Source organism: Pseudoxanthomonas sp. CF385 (assembly GCF_900104255.1).
Lineage (GTDB): Bacteria > Pseudomonadota > Gammaproteobacteria > Xanthomonadales > Xanthomonadaceae > Pseudoxanthomonas_A.
The window spans coordinates 581,677-597,974 of the sequence record NZ_FNKZ01000002.1 but is presented as its reverse complement, the minus strand read 5'-3'; the positions used below and the strand labels follow the sequence as shown (position 1 = coordinate 597,974).

Annotated in this window: 19 protein-coding genes; 3 read left to right on the top strand and 16 right to left on the bottom strand. The window is 67.9% G+C overall.

Annotated features, from left to right (window positions below):
* Nucleotides 1-13: 13 nt before the first annotated feature.
* From BLT45_RS12995 to BLT45_RS12950, 10 genes are all read right to left on the bottom strand, one after another.
* On the bottom strand, nt 14-700 hold the full coding sequence (locus tag BLT45_RS12995; protein ID WP_093300685.1) for a Fe2+-dependent dioxygenase: 687 nt from the start codon (nt 698-700) through the stop codon (nt 14-16).
* 73 nt (nt 701-773) lie between these two features.
* Nucleotides 774-3,035 carry a TonB-dependent receptor gene (locus BLT45_RS12990; protein ID WP_093300682.1) on the bottom strand — a complete coding sequence of 754 codons (2,262 nt, stop codon included), beginning with the start codon at nt 3,033-3,035 and terminating at the stop codon, nt 774-776.
* 137 nt (nt 3,036-3,172) lie between these two features.
* Nucleotides 3,173-3,481, bottom strand: coding sequence for a hypothetical protein (locus tag BLT45_RS12985; RefSeq protein ID WP_139188014.1), 309 nt, complete (start codon nt 3,479-3,481; stop codon nt 3,173-3,175).
* A gap of 141 nt (nt 3,482-3,622) precedes the next feature.
* A complete protein-coding gene (locus BLT45_RS12980) occupies nt 3,623-3,955 on the bottom strand; it encodes a non-heme iron oxygenase ferredoxin subunit (RefSeq protein ID WP_093300676.1) in 333 nt (110 codons plus the stop codon).
* Nucleotides 3,952-4,491: a GNAT family N-acetyltransferase gene (locus BLT45_RS12975; RefSeq protein ID WP_093300673.1), complete on the bottom strand. Its 540-nt coding sequence runs from the start codon at nt 4,489-4,491 to the stop codon at nt 3,952-3,954. Before BLT45_RS12975 ends, BLT45_RS12980 begins: the two co-directional genes overlap by 4 nt.
* A 39-nt stretch (nt 4,492-4,530) precedes the next feature.
* Nucleotides 4,531-5,775: a cysteine desulfurase gene (locus BLT45_RS12970; RefSeq protein ID WP_093300670.1), complete on the bottom strand. Its 1,245-nt coding sequence runs from the start codon at nt 5,773-5,775 to the stop codon at nt 4,531-4,533.
* Nucleotides 5,772-7,034 (bottom strand): Fe-S cluster assembly protein SufD, encoded by a 1,263-nt coding sequence (sufD, locus tag BLT45_RS12965; RefSeq protein WP_093300667.1) that lies wholly within the window; start codon nt 7,032-7,034, stop codon nt 5,772-5,774. Before sufD ends, BLT45_RS12970 begins: the two co-directional genes overlap by 4 nt.
* Nucleotides 7,034-7,798, bottom strand: coding sequence for a Fe-S cluster assembly ATPase SufC (gene sufC, locus BLT45_RS12960; RefSeq protein WP_093300664.1), 765 nt, complete (start codon nt 7,796-7,798; stop codon nt 7,034-7,036). Before sufC ends, sufD begins: the two co-directional genes overlap by 1 nt.
* 158 nt (nt 7,799-7,956) lie before the next feature.
* Nucleotides 7,957-9,396: a Fe-S cluster assembly protein SufB gene (gene sufB / locus BLT45_RS12955; protein ID WP_093300661.1), complete on the bottom strand. Its 1,440-nt coding sequence runs from the start codon at nt 9,394-9,396 to the stop codon at nt 7,957-7,959.
* A 15-nt stretch (nt 9,397-9,411) separates the two neighbouring features.
* A complete protein-coding gene (locus BLT45_RS12950) occupies nt 9,412-9,873 on the bottom strand; it encodes an SUF system Fe-S cluster assembly regulator (protein ID WP_093300658.1) in 462 nt (153 codons plus the stop codon).
* A 203-nt stretch (nt 9,874-10,076) separates the two neighbouring features.
* Between BLT45_RS12950 and BLT45_RS12945 the strand changes: the two genes are divergently transcribed.
* Entirely contained in the window at nt 10,077-10,280 is a 204-nt protein-coding gene (locus BLT45_RS12945) for a hypothetical protein (RefSeq protein WP_093300656.1), read from the top strand.
* Nucleotides 10,281-10,295: 15 nt separating this feature from the next.
* Here BLT45_RS12945 and BLT45_RS12940 read toward each other — a convergent pair whose 3' ends face one another.
* On the bottom strand, nt 10,296-10,832 hold the full coding sequence (locus BLT45_RS12940) for a c-type cytochrome (RefSeq protein WP_175455847.1): 537 nt from the start codon (nt 10,830-10,832) through the stop codon (nt 10,296-10,298).
* Nucleotides 10,833-10,983: 151 nt separating this feature from the next.
* Between BLT45_RS12940 and BLT45_RS12935 the strand changes: the two genes are divergently transcribed.
* Together BLT45_RS12935 and BLT45_RS12930 are read left to right on the top strand one after the other, a co-directional pair.
* Nucleotides 10,984-11,457, top strand: a complete 474-nt coding sequence (locus BLT45_RS12935) for an SET domain-containing protein (RefSeq protein ID WP_093300653.1) — start codon at nt 10,984-10,986, stop codon at nt 11,455-11,457.
* A gap of 113 nt (nt 11,458-11,570) precedes the next feature.
* The gene (locus BLT45_RS12930) at nt 11,571-13,790 is read left to right on the top strand and encodes a DUF5916 domain-containing protein (protein WP_093300650.1); all 2,220 of its coding nucleotides are present in this window, start codon (nt 11,571-11,573) and stop codon (nt 13,788-13,790) included.
* 21 nt (nt 13,791-13,811) lie between these two features.
* Here BLT45_RS12930 and BLT45_RS12925 read toward each other — a convergent pair whose 3' ends face one another.
* From BLT45_RS12925 to BLT45_RS12905, 5 genes are all read right to left on the bottom strand, one after another.
* The gene (locus BLT45_RS12925; protein ID WP_175455846.1) at nt 13,812-14,357 is read right to left on the bottom strand and encodes a DUF1439 domain-containing protein; all 546 of its coding nucleotides are present in this window, start codon (nt 14,355-14,357) and stop codon (nt 13,812-13,814) included.
* A 14-nt stretch (nt 14,358-14,371) separates the two neighbouring features.
* A complete protein-coding gene (locus BLT45_RS12920; protein ID WP_175455845.1) occupies nt 14,372-14,941 on the bottom strand; it encodes a DUF1439 domain-containing protein in 570 nt (189 codons plus the stop codon).
* A gap of 53 nt (nt 14,942-14,994) precedes the next feature.
* The gene (locus tag BLT45_RS12915; RefSeq protein WP_217629564.1) at nt 14,995-15,309 is read right to left on the bottom strand and encodes a helix-hairpin-helix domain-containing protein; all 315 of its coding nucleotides are present in this window, start codon (nt 15,307-15,309) and stop codon (nt 14,995-14,997) included.
* Nucleotides 15,310-15,314: 5 nt separating this feature from the next.
* Nucleotides 15,315-15,626, bottom strand: a complete 312-nt coding sequence (locus BLT45_RS12910) for a DUF3861 domain-containing protein (RefSeq protein ID WP_093300639.1) — start codon at nt 15,624-15,626, stop codon at nt 15,315-15,317.
* A 105-nt stretch (nt 15,627-15,731) separates the two neighbouring features.
* Nucleotides 15,732-16,295 (bottom strand): M23 family metallopeptidase, encoded by a 564-nt coding sequence (locus tag BLT45_RS12905; protein WP_093300636.1) that lies wholly within the window; start codon nt 16,293-16,295, stop codon nt 15,732-15,734.
* Between the last annotated feature and the right edge of the window lie 3 nt (nt 16,296-16,298).

Below are 16,298 nucleotides of genomic sequence, written 5' to 3'. Positions count from 1 at the left end.
TCTTGTTTGCCCCTCAGGTTTCCGCCCATTGCCGGAGGAGGTTGTGGTACACCCCGGTGAGTTGGACCAGCGCCGGGTGTTCCGGCACGTCGGCGGTGAGGCGGCGGATGGACACATCCAGTTCGAACATCAGCCGGCGGTGGCCATCATCGCGCACCATGCTCTGCATCCAGAAGAACGAGGCCACGCGTGCGCCGCGCGTCACCGGCGTCACCTTGTGCAGGCTGGTACCGGGGTAGAGCACCATGTGGCCGGCGGGCAGCTTCACGCTCTGCGTGCCGAAGGTGTCTTCGATGATCAGCTCGCCCCCGTCGTACTCGTCGGGTGCGCTGAGGAACAGGGTGGCTGACAGATCCGTGCGAACGGGATCGACGCCCCCGCGGCTGCGGTCGTAGCGGATTGCATTGTCGACGTGGTAGCCGAACGACTGGCCCCCGTCGTAGCGGTTGAACAGCGGCGGATAGATGCGCTTGGGCAGCGCCGCGGAGAAGAACGTGCTGTTGCGCGACAGCGCATCCAGGATCAAGGCGCCGACCTCGCGCGCCGCCGGTGCGTCCTCCGGCAACTGGGCGTTGTCTTTGGCCTTGGCTGACTGGTAGCCGGCGGTGACGCGGCCATCCGTCCAGTTGGCGGCGTCCAGCCGCGCCCGTGCTTGTGCGACCTGCGCGGGAGTCAGGACATCCGGAATCGCCAGCAGCATGTCGGTTTACCTCGGACAGAAAACCCCGCCCATTGTGCATGGGCGGGGCGCAGGGGGACTACGGTGCCCGCGATCAGAACCTGATCGTGGCGGTGAGCACTGCCGAGCGTGCAGCGCCCGGCGTGGCCCACCCGTTGTTGCGCACGCGCGTGAAATACTGCTTGTCGAACAGATTGTCGACGTTGAGCTGCAGGCCGAAGCGGGGGTTGAACTGATAACCGACCATGGCGCGATGCATGATGTAGCTCTTCACGCGCGGCGCATTGGCCGTGCTGGCCGTGTAGAAATCGCCCTGGTACGTGGCGCCGTAACCGAAGGTCCAATCCTGCAGGGCATACGTGGTCCAGGCGCTTGCCGAATGCTCCGGCGTATTGGGCAGCGGATTGCCCGCTTGCGCATCGATGCCTGTGGTCTCACGCACGAAGTCCGACACGCTCTGGAGCACTTCGCTATCCAAGTAGGTGTAGTTCGCAAAGACGGACCATTGACGAGTGATGTTGCCGGCCACGCCCAACGCAATGCCGTCGACGCGCGCCTTGCCGTCCAGTTGCTGCGTGCCGGAGGGATTGTCGGGGTTGTTGGGGTCGGCGACCTTGTAGTTCTGACGCTCGTTGCGGAACACGGCGGCCGTGACGGCGAGCCGTTCGTCCAGCAGGTTCCACTTGGTGCCGAGCTCGATGTTGACCGCCGTCTCCGGGTCGACTTCGCACGTCTGCAAGGTGCAGGCGCCGTTGACGGAGCCCTTCGATGGCGTCTTCGAGTTTGCGTACGACAGGTAGATGCTGCCGTTGTCGGCGGGCTTGAAAAGCAGCCCCGCACGGTAGGAAAACAGCTCGTCTTCGTTGCGGAACTTGGGTCCGACTGTGATCGCGCCGCCGGCGGCCGGGGTGGCGTAGGTCAGCGTGCGCGTGTCGCCTTCATTGTGTTCGTAGCGCGCGCCGAGCGCGAGTTCCCACTTCGGGCCGAACTTCAGCGTGTCGAAAGCGTATAGCGCCTGGTTGTCCAGCGTGCCGGTGGTCTTGCCGCCCCGGATGTAGTTCACGGGGCCGGTGTAGACGTTGTCCGGGTCATGGATGTCCATGAGCGGATAGGTCGGCGCGGTCCCGTTCGGGTTGCGCTGGATGTTGCCGTTGTCGAGGTCGTAGGTTTCGTGCATGAAGGACACACCGGCGACGAGGGCGTGCTCGACACCGCCGGTGGTGAAGCGCGCGGTCAAGTCGGTCTGGCTGAGCGCCAGCCCATTGGTGGTGTCGCGCGTGGTGCCGCGGGGGCCGCTCGGCAGGTACGTGCCCGGCAGCGTGCCCGTCGGGCATGCCGCGCCCGTGGCCGGGTTGATGCCGCTGTCGAGGCACCACGTGCCCTGGGTGGGGTTGACCACGGTGTACTGGTCCACCTTCTGATAGCGCGCCAGGCTGCGCACCGAGATCGAATCGTTGAAGTCGTGCTCGAACACGGCGGTCATTACGTCGACGTCGATTTCCTGCGTGTCCATGTTGCGGTAGCCGAAGTAGGCGTCGCGGCTGATTCCCGGCAGCAGGCCGCCGTACGCCGCGAAGTAGGGCAAGCCGTACTCCGGGATGTTTTCGTCATGCTGGTGCAAGTAGCTCAGGGTCAAGCGCGTGTCGGTACCCAGGCCGATCGCGAACGACGGTGCAAGGCCCCAGCGCTTGTACTCCTCCACATCGCGATCCGCCACGTCGTTGCGGTGGATCATCGCATTCACGCGGAAGGCCTGGCCTCCGCCGAAATCGTGATTGCTGTCCACCGTCGCGCGAGTGAAGCTGTCCGTGCCCGCACCCAGGGTGAAAGTGCTGGAATCGCCCTCGCGCGCAGTCTTGCTGACCAGATTGATGTTGCCGCCGACCGAGCCCGCACCCGACATGGCCGAGTTGGCGCCATTGATGAGTTCGATGGACTCGAGGTTGAAGTTGTCCGTTCGGGTGTACTGGGCGCTGTCGCGCACGCCATCGACCGTGATGTCGGTCGTGGCGTTGAAGCCACGCAGGTTGATGCTGTCGCCATAACCGCCGCCGCCTTCGCCGGCGCCGAAGGTGATGCCGGGCAGCGTGCTCAGCACGTCCTTCAACCCCAGCAGGTTCTGCTGCGCCATGACTTCGCTCGTCACCACGGTGATCGTCTGCGGCGTGTCGACGAGGTCTTCGGTGTACTTCGGCGAGCTGGCCTTCTGGACGCGTTCACCGTGCACCTCGACGGTGTCCAGTTCCTTGGCCTGCATGGCGGCATCGGCCGGCGCTTCGCCGACAGGAGCGGCAAGGGCCGGGGCGGTGATCGCCATCAGCAGGGCGGCGGTCAGGGGGGAGGGACGGAAGTTCATAGGCATCCTTGGGTGCTTGGACGGATGACCCGGTGGCGATAGCTACGGGGCAGAGGGAGAAAAGTGGGATTCGGTTCGTGCGCGGTGTGCGGCGCACGGGAGCGGGCACCACGCGCGGGGCGTGGGCCAACGCAGCTTCAGCGCGGTGGGCCGCAGCTCAGGTAGGCGTGCGAGCGCGTGCGCGGGCCGTCGGACGCGGAGGCGATCCGGTACAGGCCATCGATTGGACGCGGCGAGGCGAGCGCGGGGGCATGGCCGGCGCCGGGTTCGGATTCGGCAGGCATTGGCAGTGCGGCGTACGCGCTGTCGCGTTCGCTGGCCGTTACCGCAAGATCCCCGTCGGTGCTGTCGTCGGTCTGGACGGCGGCGAGGTGCGCCATCGCGGGCGACGGCATCGGCGAGGCGCTGAGCCCACTGGCAAACAGCACCAGGCATGCCAGAAGCACGCTGATGACAGTCGGCAGGACAGGGCGAAGGACGCGCGGCACCGGGGCCTCGAAGGGGCGGGCTGCGGCGATCTGCCGCAGGGGTGCGACAGGATAATGAGAATGATTTGCGATTACAACAGAATGTTTACATTCTGCAGGTCAGTCCCGGTCGTCCCGGGTCCAGATGCCGCCGTGCTCCAGCCGGACGGGGAACTTGGCCACCGGCGAGTAGGCCGGGGCGCACAGGGCGCGGCCGTCGCGGACATCGAAGCGGGCCCCGTGCAGGACGCACTCGATGCTGGCTTCCGCCGGGTCGAAATGGCCGGAGGACAGCTCGAAGTCCTCATGGCTGCACTTGTCTTCCAGCGCGTACAGGTCGCCGTCGTGGTTGAGCACGACGATGGGCGTCCCGGTGACCTCGTCGAACACCGTCTTCAGCTCGCCGGGCAGCAACTCCCCGGTGGCGCAGACGAAGGTCCAGGTATCGCTCATGCGAGGGCTCCCGCCAGCGGTTTCTCCAGAATCTCGAAGCGCAGGTCGTCGCGCTTGGGAATGCCGTAGCGCTCGTCGCCATACGGGAACGGCTTCTTGATGCCCGTGCGCACATAGCCGCGCCGGCCGTAGAAGGCGATCAGCTCGTCGCGGATGTCGATCACCGTCATGCGCATCGCCGGCAGGCGCCATTCGTCGCGGGCGACACGCTCGGCTTCGGCCAACACGGCCTTGCCCACGCCGCCGCCCTGGAGGTCGGGCCGCACGGAGAACATGCCGAAGTAGCCCGCGCCTTCGTCTTCCGCCACGTGTGCGCAGGCCAACAGTACGCCGTCGCGTTCGGCCAGCAGGATGCGGCTGCGGTCTCGGTCGATGTCGCGGCCAAGCACCTCGGGGTCGATGCGCTGGCCGTCGAGCATGTCGGCTTCGGTGGTCCAGCCTTGCTTGCTGACGTCACCGCGATAGGCGGACGTGACGAGGTCGACCAGCGCCGGGATGTCGGCGTGGGTGGCGGTGCGGAAGGTGAGGGTATCCATGCCGCCCATTGTAGGGCGGCGGCCCGTTCCACCGCAGCGTCAGGCGAGCAGGCTGCGGGCTTTCTTGAGGGCGACGATGAAGCGCTCGACGTCCTCGTGCGAGTTGTAGAACGCGAACGAGGCCCGCAACGTGGCGGCCACCCCGTAGAACTGCAACAGGGGATGCGCGCAGTGCTGGCCGGAGCGGACCGCAACGCCCTCCAGGTCCAGCAGCGTGGCCAGGTCGTGCGCGTGCGCGCCTTCGATCAGGAAGGAGATCACCGATGCCTTGTCCGGCGCCCGGCCGAAGATGCGCAGGCCTTCGATCCGGTCCAGTTCCTCGGTGGCATGCGCCAGCAGCTCGGCTTCGCGGGCCTCGACGTTCGCCATGCCCAGCGTATCCAGGTAGTCCACGGCCGCGCCCAGGCCGATGAAGCCGGCGATGTTGGGCGTGCCCGCTTCGAACTTGTGCGGCGGGTCGTTGAACACGGTGCCGTCGAAGCTGACTTCCTTGATCATCTCGCCGCCGCCGATGAACGGCGGCATGGCCTGCAGGTGCTCCTTGCGCGCCCACAGCGCGCCGGTGCCCGTGGGGCCACACATCTTGTGGCCAGTCAGGGCGTAGAAGTCGCACCCGGTCGCCGCGATGTCGACCGCACGGTGCGGCACCGCCTGCGAGCCGTCCACCACGGTGACGATGCCGCGCTTGCGGGCCTCGCGACAGATTTCGCGCACCGGGTTCACCGTTCCCAGCACGTTGGAGGTGTGGGTGATGGCAAGCAACTTCACGTCGCCGGTCATCGCGGCGTACAGCCCCTCGAGGTCGAGCGTGCCGTCCTGGCGGATCTCGGCGACCTTCACCGTCGCGCCGGTGCGCTCGGCGACGAGCTGCCACGGCACGATATTGGCGTGGTGCTCCATGCGCGACACCAGGATCGTGTCGCCGGCCTTCAGGCGCGGCAGCGCCCAGGAATACGCCACCAGGTTGATCGCGAACGTGGTGCCGCTGCACAGCACCAGCTCGTCCGGCCGCACGCTGAGGAAGCGGGCCAAGGTCTTGCGGGCGCCTTCGTAGGCCTCGGTCGCTTCCGTGCCCAGCGTGTGCACGGCGCGGCTGACGTTGGCGTTGTGCTGCCGGTAGAAGTCGTCGACGGTCTGGATCACCGAGGCCGGCTTCTGCCCCGTGTTCGCGCTGTCCAGGTAGGTCAGCGGCTTGCCGTTGACCTGGCGGGTAAGCAGCGGGAAGTCGGCGCGGACGCGCGCCCAGTCGATGGCACCGGCCTCGCGCAGGACTTCGCGGTTCATCCCGCCTCCAGCGCGGCCAGGGCGGCATCCACGCGCGCCAGCAGCGCATCGCGCACGCCGGCGTTTTCGATGACGCCCAGCGGCTCGCGGCAGAACGCAGACGTAAGCAGTTGGCGGGCTTCGGCCTGCGTCAGTCCGCGCGAGCGCAGGTAGAACAGGGCATTGGCATCCAGCTGGCCGACCGTGGCGCCGTGCGCGGCCTTCACTTCATCGGCATGGATCTCCAGCACCGGCTGCGTGTCGATCTCGGCGTTGTCCGACAGCAGCAGGTTCTTGTTCGACAGCGCGGCATCGGTGCCGTCCGCGCCCTCGCGGATCAGGATGCCGCCATGGAACACCGCGCGCCCACGTCCGGCCCCGAGACCGCGCCAGGTCAGTCCGCAAGCCGTGTCGCGGCCGATATGGTCGATGCCCAGCCGCGTGTCGACATGGCGACGTCCGCCGGCCAGCAGTACACCGTTCGCCGTCAGTCGCGCGTTGTCGCCTTCCAGCCGCACGTTGAGTTCGTGGCGCGACAGGGCGCCGCCCAGTTCCAGGTCCACACGGCGGTAGTCGGCATCCCGCGCCAGCACCGCGTCGGTGCGCAGCAGGGCTGTGGCGCGATCGCTCTCGGCCTGCACGCGCGCATGCGACAGGGTCGCGCCCGTCGCGAGGTGCACGTGGCTCAGGGCGTTGATGAAGTGCGCGTGCGGGCTGGCGGCGAAATGGTGCTCCACCACCGTCAGCGACGCGCCGGCGCGCAGTTCGATCAGGTTGCGAAGATGCCAGGCGCGGTCGGCGCCGTCGTCGGTGCCGATGAAGACCAGGTGCAGCGGCTGCGTGCTGCGCACGTCGGCTTCGGCGCGCAGCAGCAGGCCTTCGGTCGCCAGCGCAGCGTTGAGCCGGGCGAAGACCTCGTCCGTGCGCTCGAAGCGGCGCTGCAGGAAGCGCGCCGCATCGCCGCCTTCGGCGAGGGCTTCGGACAGCAGTTGCAGGCTGACACCGTCCGGCAGGTCGGTGGTCAGCGACAGCGCCACCGAATAGCGGCCGTTGACGAACACCGCGCGCGGCGCCGGGATGTCGGCCAGCAGCATCGGGTCCAGCGACGGCAGCGTATCGACGGCGGTGAAGCTGCGCCGTTCCAGTTGACGCAGCGAGGTGTACTTCCAGGCTTCGGTGCGCGGCCCCGGCAGACCGTCGCGCAGCGCTTCGTCGAGCACGGCGCGGCGCGCGGCGTCGCCGCTGAAGCCGGCCGACAGGGAATCGAGCAGTGCGCTCATCAGGCCGCCTGCTCCGGTGCCACCCGGTCCTTGATCCAGGCGTAGCCGTGCTGTTCCAGCTCCAGCGCCAGTTCCGGACCGCCGGTCTCGACGATGCGGCCGCCGGCCAGGACGTGGACGACGTCCGGCTTGATGTAGTCGAGCAGGCGCTGGTAGTGGGTGATGACCAGGAAGGCGCGGTCCGGCGAACGCTGCGCGTTGACGCCATCGGCGACGTTCTTCAGCGCGTCGATGTCCAGGCCGCTGTCGGTCTCGTCCAGGATCGCCAGCTTCGGTTCCAGCACGGCGAGCTGGAAGATCTCGTTGCGCTTCTTCTCGCCGCCGCTGAAGCCTTCGTTGACGCCGCGATGCAGCAGCTCGTCCTTCAGGTGCAGCACGGCCAGCTTCTCGCGCACCAGCTTGAGGAACTGCATGGAGTCCAGTTCCGACTCGCCGCGCGCCTTGCGCTGGGCGTTCAGCGCCGCGCGCAGGAAGTAGGTGTTGTTCACGCCCGGGATCTCGACCGGGTACTGGAACGCGAGGAACACGCCGGCGGCGGCGCGTTCTTCCGGGTCCAGGTCCAGCAGCGGCTTGCCGTCGAACTCGACGCTGCCGTCGGTGACCTCGTAGCCCTCGCGGCCGGCCAGGATGTTGCCCAGCGTGGACTTGCCGGCGCCGTTAGGGCCCATGATGGCGTGCACTTCGCCCGGCTTCACTTCCAGCGAGAGGCCCTTGAGGATGTCCTTGCCGGCGACGCTGGCGTGGAGGTTGTCGATCTTCAACATGTTCGTTTCCGTTTGATTCTTCTGAGCCCCTCTCCCACCGGGAGAGGGGTTGGGGAGAGGGTCCGGCGAAGTCCGGATGGTTCCGGTGTCATGGCCTCCGTCGCACCCTCATCCGGCGCTTCGCGCCACCTTCTCCCGGCGGGAGAAGGGAACAGCAACTACCCCACGCTGCCTTCCAGCGACACTTCCAGCAGCTTCTTCGCTTCCACCGCGAATTCCATCGGCAGTTCGCGGAAGACCTGCTTGCAGAAGCCGTCGACGATCATGCTGACGGCGTCTTCCTGGCCGATGCCGCGGGCGCGGCAGTAGAACAGCTGGTCGTCGCTGATCTTGGAGGTGGTGGCCTCGTGTTCCAGCGTCGCGGTGGGGTTCTTCACTTCGATGTAGGGGAAGGTGTGCGCGCCGCACTTCTTGCCGATCAGCAGGCTGTCGCACTGGGTGTAGTTGCGCGCGCCGTCGGCGTTGCGGTCCACCTTCACCAGGCCGCGATAGGTGTTCTGTCCACGGCCGGCGCTGATGCCCTTGCTGACGATCTTGGACTTGGTGCGCTTGCCCACGTGGATCATCTTGGTGCCGGTGTCGGCCTGCTGGCGGTGGTGGGTCAGCGCGACCGAGTGGAATTCGCCCACCGAGTCGTCGCCCAGCAGCACGCAGGACGGGTACTTCCAGGTGATCGCCGAACCGGTTTCCACCTGCGTCCAGGTCACCTTGGCGCGCGCGCCACGGCACTCGGCGCGCTTGGTGACGAAGTTGTAGATGCCGCCGCGGCCTTCCTCGTCGCCCGGGTACCAGTTCTGCACCGTGCTGTACTTGATCTCGGCGTCTTCCAGCGCAACCAGCTCGACGACGGCCGCGTGCAGCTGGTTTTCGTCGCGCATCGGTGCGGTGCAGCCTTCCAGGTACGAGACGTAGGCCTTGTCCTCGCAGACGATCAGCGTGCGCTCGAACTGGCCGGTGTGGCCGGCGTTGATGCGGAAGTAGGTGCTCAGTTCCATCGGGCAGCGCACGCCCTTCGGGATGAACACGAAGCTGCCGTCGGAGAACACGGCCGAATTCAGTGCGGCGAAGTAGTTGTCGCCCACCGGCACCACGCTGCCCAGGTACTGCTTCACCAGCTCGGGGTGTTCCTGGATCGCCTCGGACATCGAGCAGAAGATGACGCCCTTCTCGGCCAGCTCCTTGCGGAAGGTGGTGCCGACGGAGACGGAGTCGAACACCGCGTCCACCGCCACGCCGGCCAGCTTGGCGCGCTCGTGCAGCGGCACGCCCAGCTTGTCGTAGGTGTCCAGCAATTCCTGCGGCACCTCGTCCAGCGAGGCGTACTTGGCCTTCGGCGCGCTGTAGTAGCTGATGGCCTGGAAATCGATCGGGCCGATCTTCAGCTTGGCCCAGTGCGGGGCCTGCATGGTCAGCCAGTGGCGGTAGGCCGCCAGGCGCCATTCGGTCATCCACTCCGGCTCGTTCTTCTTCGCCGACAGGGCGCGGACGACGTCCTCGTCCAAACCGGGCGGCAACGAATCGGATTCGATGTCGGTGATGAAGCCGGCGTCGTAACGACGTCCCAGCTGTTCCAGGATTTCAGCGTTCTCGGTGGCCATCGGGCTGCCTACGGTTCAACGGGTCGCGACCTGCACGGCGATGGGTCGCCTGCGCACGTCGTCGGAAGAGGAGGGGGGCGGGGTGACCATCTGGGCGAGGGTGAAGCCGCGCAGGGCGTCGGCCACCACGTCGTTGATCAGCCGCCAGTTGGCGCGCGCGCCGCACTGGTGGGCGATGCCGCACTGGCTTTCGCTCTGGCTGCATTCGGTCATGGCCAGCGGACCTTCCATGGCCTCGACGATTTCCACCAGGTTGATGTCGGCCGCATCGCGGCTCAGGCGGTAGCCGCCGTGCACGCCACGCAGGCCTTCCACCAGACCGGCCTGGGCCAGCGGCTTGAGCACCTTGCTCACGGTGGGGGATTCCAGGCCGGAATGTTCGGCCAGGTCTGACGCGCTCAGGACCTCGCCCGGCCGGGCGGCGAGCACGGTCAGGACCACGGTGGCGTAGTCGGTCAGCTTGGTGACGCGGAGCATGGGGGAGGAACTCGGAAAACGTACCGAAATTGTACGCTTTCATGCCGTCCGGCTCAAACCCGGGTGTTTTCCCCGTTCAGGCAAGGCCCGGTGGCTGACGAATGTCACCCGCGATGGTTGACGGCTGCGACTGATGCGGCGCCGGCGGGATCGGGAAGATGGGTCCCGTCCACTCCCGGACGCCCTTTCCCAGGATCGCCACCATGACCACCACCCACGCTTCTTCCGGTTCCGCCCCGTCCGACCGCGGCCTGGACCAGGGCTTCGTCTGGCGCGTGCTGCTCGCCATCGGCGGCGTCTACCTGGCGGTGAAGCTGTTCCGCGGGCTGGGCCAGCTGTTCTGGACCGTCTTCGGCCTGGCCTTGGGCCTGTTCTGGATGTTCAACGGCCGCCTGTTCCCCTGGTAAGGCGGCCGCGAGGGCTCAGTGCGCGGCCGGCGCGTCGGCCGTCGGTGCCGGCAGGACCAGGCCGAGGTACGGCGCCGGCGGCGTCTGGCCGGGCGGCAGCGCCTCGGGCGCGGGCTGGCCGGCGGCGCCGAGCGCATGCACGAAGCGGTAGATCGCGCGACGGTCTTCTTCGGTCATCGCCCGCACGGCGAAGTCCGGCATCATCGGGCGGGTGCGCAGGGTGGCGCTGTACTCCATCCACTGCGCTTCGGTGAGCTGCTGCATGCGCAGCCGCAGGTTTGTCGGGTAGGTAGTACCCCAGGGGCCATGGAACCCCATCGGCGAACCCACCAGCCACGCCGCCTTGTCGGTGGTGCCGCCGGATTCGGCGTAGCCCGGTGTATGGCAGTCGTTGCAGCCGGTGGTCCGCACCAGGTACTCGCCGCGGGCGAGCAGGTCGGCATCGCTCGGCGCGGGCGCCGGCAGCCTGGCGGTCGTCTGCGTTTCCGCAGGCTGGCAGGCGGACAGGGTGAGGCACAGGGCGGTGGCGAGCAGGAGCGGGCTGGCGCGCATGGGTGTGGTCGCAATGAGGGGAACGGGCATCGAACGCACCGCCTCGCGTGGACCGGCCACGCCCCCGGAAGGAAACGTTCAGGCATGGAAAGTTGGGAAACCCGCGCGCATGGGCGAGAATCGTCCCTCCTCCCTCCCGCCGGACCCCCGCATGCCCCGCAAGATCGAAGCCCGCCAATCCGACATCCACGGTAACGGCGTGTTCGCCATCGCTCCGATCGAGAAGGGCGAGCGGGTGGTGGAGTACAAGGGCAAGCGCCGCACGCACGAGGAAGTGGACGCCGACGATGCCGGCGACGTGGAAACCGGCCACACCTTCCTGTTCACGCTCAACGACGATTACGTCATCGATGCCAATCACAAGGGCAACAAGGCGCGCTGGATCAACCACAGCTGCGACCCGAACTGCGAAGCGGTGATCGAGGAGCACGACGGCAAGAACCGCAAGAAGGACAAGGTCTTCATCGAAGCGATCCGCGCGATCAAGCCCGGCGAAGAGCTGACCTACAACTACGGCATCACCCTGGACGAGCCGCACACCGCGCGTCTGAAGAAGATCTGGGCCTGCCGCTGCGGCAGCAAGAAGTGCACGGGCACGATGCTGCAGCCCAAGAAAGGGCGCTGACCTCCACTTGGCACGGATGCCGCAGGATGCCGAAAGGTTGAAATGACCGACGGCAGGTGTGGCGTCCGGGCCGCGTCGTTAACGTGCGCGCACCGGACCACCACCCGCCCGCCATGACCCTGACCCGATTCGCCGGCCTGCTCGCGCTGGCCCTGCCTTGCACCGTGGCCCAGGCTGTCGAGATCGACGGCCGCATCGATCCCGTCGAATGGCAGGACGCGCGCCACGTCACCGACTTCCGCAAGACCCAGCCGCTGACCGGCGAGCCCGGCTCGCTCGCCACCGAGGCGTGGGTGCTGGCCACGCCCGACGGCCTGGCGATCGCGTTCCGCAACACCCAGCCGCCCGGCGTGCCGCGTACCCGGCAGAAGGTGCAGCGCGACTTCGATGCGCAGGTGGACCGCGTCAACGCCTTCATCGACTTCGATGGCGACGGGCGCACCGGTTATGCCTTCACCGTGAGTTCCACCGGCGGCATCGCCGACGAGATCATCACCAACGAAAACCAGTTCAGCGACGACTGGGACGGCCAATGGCGGCATGCGGTGACCGAGGACGAGCAAGGCTGGTCGGTCGAACTGCTGATCCCGTGGCATACCGCGCCGATGCGCGACGGCACCGACGGGCAGCGCACGCTGAAGGTGTTTCTGGCCCGCGTGATCGGCTCCACCGGCGAGCGCATGGCGTGGCCGCAGGCGAGCTTCGAGCGCCCGCGCTTCCTGTCCGACTTCGCGCCGGTCACGGTGCCGCGATACGACCAGTCACTGCTGGCCATCACGCCCTACGTGTCCGGCCTGTACGACAACGTCGGCGGCGGCAGCGACTTCAACGGCGGCGCGGACATCTTCTGGAAGCCGAACGGCCGCTTCCAGCTGTCGGCCACCGTCAAACCGGACTTCGGCCAGGTGGAAGCCGACGACCTGGTGGTGAACTTCAGCGCCACCGAGACCTTCATCAGCGACAAGCGCCCGTTCTTCACCGAGAACCAGGGCATCTTCGAGCTGACCACGCCGTCGGACTTCAGCCAGCAGCTGTATACGCGGCGCGTCGGCAGCACCGGCGACATCACCGCGGCGGTGAAGTTGAACGGCAGCCTGGGCCGGGTGAACTACGGCGTGTTCTCGGCCGACGAGGACGGCGACACCGGCCGGCGCTTCAACGCGCTGCGCGTGGTGCGCGATTTCGACACCCAGAACCTGGGCGCGATGCTGACCCAGGTGGACGATCCGGCGCGCGATCGCGAAGCCACCGTGCTCGGCGTGGACCACAACTGGCGGCCCACCGCGCGCTGGAACATCCGCACGCGCCTGCTGAGCAGCCGCATCGCGCAGGCCGGCGACACCGTGCAGGACTACGGCGCCACCGTCTGGGCCGACTACGAAATGGACCGCGGCTGGCGCCAGCAGTGGATCGCCATGCATTTCGGCAACGACCTGCAGCTCAACGACTTCGGTTATCTGTCGCGCAACAGCACTAATTACCTGCACTGGGAGGCGCGCAAGCGCTTCACCGACCTGGCGGAGGCCTCGCGCTATTCGTCCAAGGACTGGCGCTGGCGCGTCAGCAGCAGCCACAACAACCATGGCGAGAAGCTCAACGACCAGTTCCGGATGAGCCGCGAGGGCCAGCTGCGCGACGGGAGCTACGAGTACGCGCAGATCAACGTCAACAGCGCCGGCCTCAACGACACGCTGCTGCGCGGCAACGGCATCGTGCGCCTGCCCGCGAACATGAACGCGTATTTCGAGTACGAGCGCCCGCGCAAGGGCAACTGGGCGCACGAGGTTGAGGTGGAGGCCTTTGGTGGCGGCCTGGCGGGCAACCGCAAGCTGGGGTCGGCCTTCTGGTACGGCGCCACGTACTTCATCAACGATGCCTTCAGCCTCAATGCGGGCCTGAATGTCGTGCGCCGGCCCGACTGGCTGATCTGGCAGGGCGCCGCGCAGGGCGACCTGGTCGGTGCCTTCGATGGCCGCGAGACGACGCTGCGCGCCGGCCTGGACTGGAACATCGACAACCGCCAGGAACTGCGCGTCAAGCTGGAAGCGATCGCGATCAGTGCGCGCGTGCACGATGCCTGGCGCTTCGATCCGTCGGGGCATGCGGTGGCGGCCAGCGACACGGTCGAGGATTTCCGCGTGCGCAACCTGGGCTTCCAGGTGCGCTACCGCTACGAACTCGCGCCGTTGTCCTACCTGTACGTGGTCTACGCCCGCGGCGGTTACGAGCAGCTGGCCGGCACCGACGGCGTCGACGACGCCCTGCGCGACAGCTTCAGCCTGCGCAACGACGAACAGCTGATCGTGAAGCTGAGCTATCGCTTCGAACTGTGAGGGACGCGCCGTCGCGGCGTGTCAGCGCGCGGCCGCGTCCAGCGTCAGCTCCACATGGCCGTCGCGGATCCGCAGCGCGTCGGCGGTCAGCGTGCCCGGCACCTGGGCGAGGTCCTCGGCGCTGAGCTGGTAGAGCGGGCGGGTGCGGGCGTACTCGCGGATCAGGTCCTGCAGCACCTCGCGCGAACCGCCGGGCAGGCCGCGTCCACCGGCGCCGGTGCCCAGGTGTTCCAGCTGCGGATCCACCAGGTGCAGGCCGCGCGTGGCCGGATCGTAGCGCAGACCGCTGCTGACCACGACGTTGCCGTACTCCAGGCGTTCGCCGGTAGCCAGGGCGATGTCGTAGTTCATCTGCAGCCGCACGCGTTCGCCCGGCGTGGGAATGCGGACGTCAGGATCGCTCAGGGTCAGCGATGCGAAGCCGTCCAGCAGCGATTCCTCCATCGGGAAGCCGGCGCGCGCGGCGGCCTGCAGTTGCCCCGCATCGAAGCGCAGCACCGAAGGGGTGGCCGCCGACGCCAGCGTCGGAGCGAGGAGCAGGGCGAGCACCGCCAGGAACGATTTCATCATCACGAAGCCTCTCACTGCAGCGGGATGACCACGCGGCCATCCTCGATCTGGGGGTTGCCGATCTGCTTGCTGGCCGGCAGGCGGCGCAGCACGTCGCTGTCGATCTTGTAGACCGGTTCGTTGCGGGCGTATTCCTGCAGCACGGTGTTGACCAGCTGGCGGGTGCCGCCGGACATCAGCGAGCCGGCGCCGGGCACGTCCACGGAGAGGATTTCCGGGTTGTCCAGGTGCAGCCCCTGGGTGGCCGGGTTGTAGCGCAGCCGGCTGGCCAACGCGAAGTGGCCGCGGCTGACATCGCGCGCGCCGAGCGCGCTCACGCCTATGTCGAAATCCAGGCGCAGCCGGTTGTCGCCGGAGGGAATGCTCAGGCGCGGATTGGTCAGCGTGGCCGACACCAGGCCGCCCAGCTTGTCGAACTCGCGCGGGAAACTCTGGTTGAGGTAGCGCTGCAACTGCGGCTGGGTGAAGTTGATCTGGTTGCCCAGCAGCCCGGTGACCGCATTGAGCGTGCTGCAGCCCGCCAGCACGAGCGTGGCGCCGGCGACGAGGGTGGCGGTCAGGAAGTGGCGTCGGGTACGCATGGGAGGCTCCGGGAGTCGTCGGCGCACCATAGCCGGGCGCGCCTGTCCGGACCCTAACCGGCAGGGTGGGCGAAATGCCGCTTGCGTTCGGCCGTGTAGTGCCACCACGGCGTGGGCGCGCCGCCTTCCATGAAGCGCACCGCGGCGATGAAGCAGTCGCACAGGCAGGGGTCGTGTCTCTGGCCGGTGACGGCGTTCACGCGTTCGTACAGGGCGTAAGGGTCCTGCTGCACCAGCGCCTGCGGCGTGGCGATGCCGATCCCGCGCAGATCGCCGGCGATGGACGGCCCGATGTTCGGAATGTCCTCGAGGGTCGCGGCGTCGGCGGCGTGACGGGCCTTCATCGGCGCCAGCTTAGCGCGCCGCATGGGCGTCAGCCTGCGTCGCGGCTGCGTTCCTTCAGCGTGGCGATGAACGCGCCCATGTGCGGGCGCAGCGGTGCGAACAGGTCGTCGGCGTCCTGGCGGTGGTCGAGCATCAGGCCGCTCAGCAGCTTGGTGCCGACGACCAGCGCCGCGCGTTCGTCGCCGCTGAAGCCGCGCTGGCGCTGGATGTTCTCGAGGATGCGCATCCAGTCGTCGGGGCAGGCGTGTTCGAATTCGATGGTGCAACGGCCGTTGCATTGCAGGCCGTCGTCCTCGATGGGCGTGACGGTGATGCGGTAGCGGTGGGAGGTGGCGGGCATGGCGGCGTGCGCGGAGCGCGGTGGGGAGTGCAGTCAAGATAGGCCCGTGCCTGCGGGCGAACGAGGGGGCGCGCCGCGACGGACTGTTCCGCGCGACGGCGTGGTTCAGCGTGCAGCCGAGGCGCCGGCCCTGAACAACGGCAGCGGGTCGTACGCGCCCTGCGCGCCGTAGATGCCGTAATGCAGGTGCGGCGGGGTGCCGCGCGCGTTGCCCGTGGTGCCGACGAAGCCGAGGATGTCGCCCGCCTGGATCACCTGGCCGGCGGACAGCGCCGGCGGCCAGTCGTCGAGGTGGGCGTAGTAATGCCGTTCGCGGGCGGGACCGAGCACCCACACCTGCCGCCCGCCGAGACCGCCGTCACGGACGGCGACCACGATGCCACGGGTGGCGCTGCGGACCGGCGTGCCGCGCGCGGCGAAGATATCCACGCCCTGATGGGTGCGATCGGTACCGCGCGGCGCGCCGAAGGTGTCGGCGACTTGCCGCGCGCGGACTCCGTCCACCGGTACCGGCAGCGACGGCGGCGGCGGTGCGCGCGCGATGTCCCAGAGCATGCGCGCCGAGGCCATGAACGGCTGGCCCCAGGCCCAGGCCAGCGCAACGCCCACTAGGAAGCAGGTGAGCAACGACCATGCGAGACGTCGCCACCGGCGTGCGGCAGGCCGCATGCG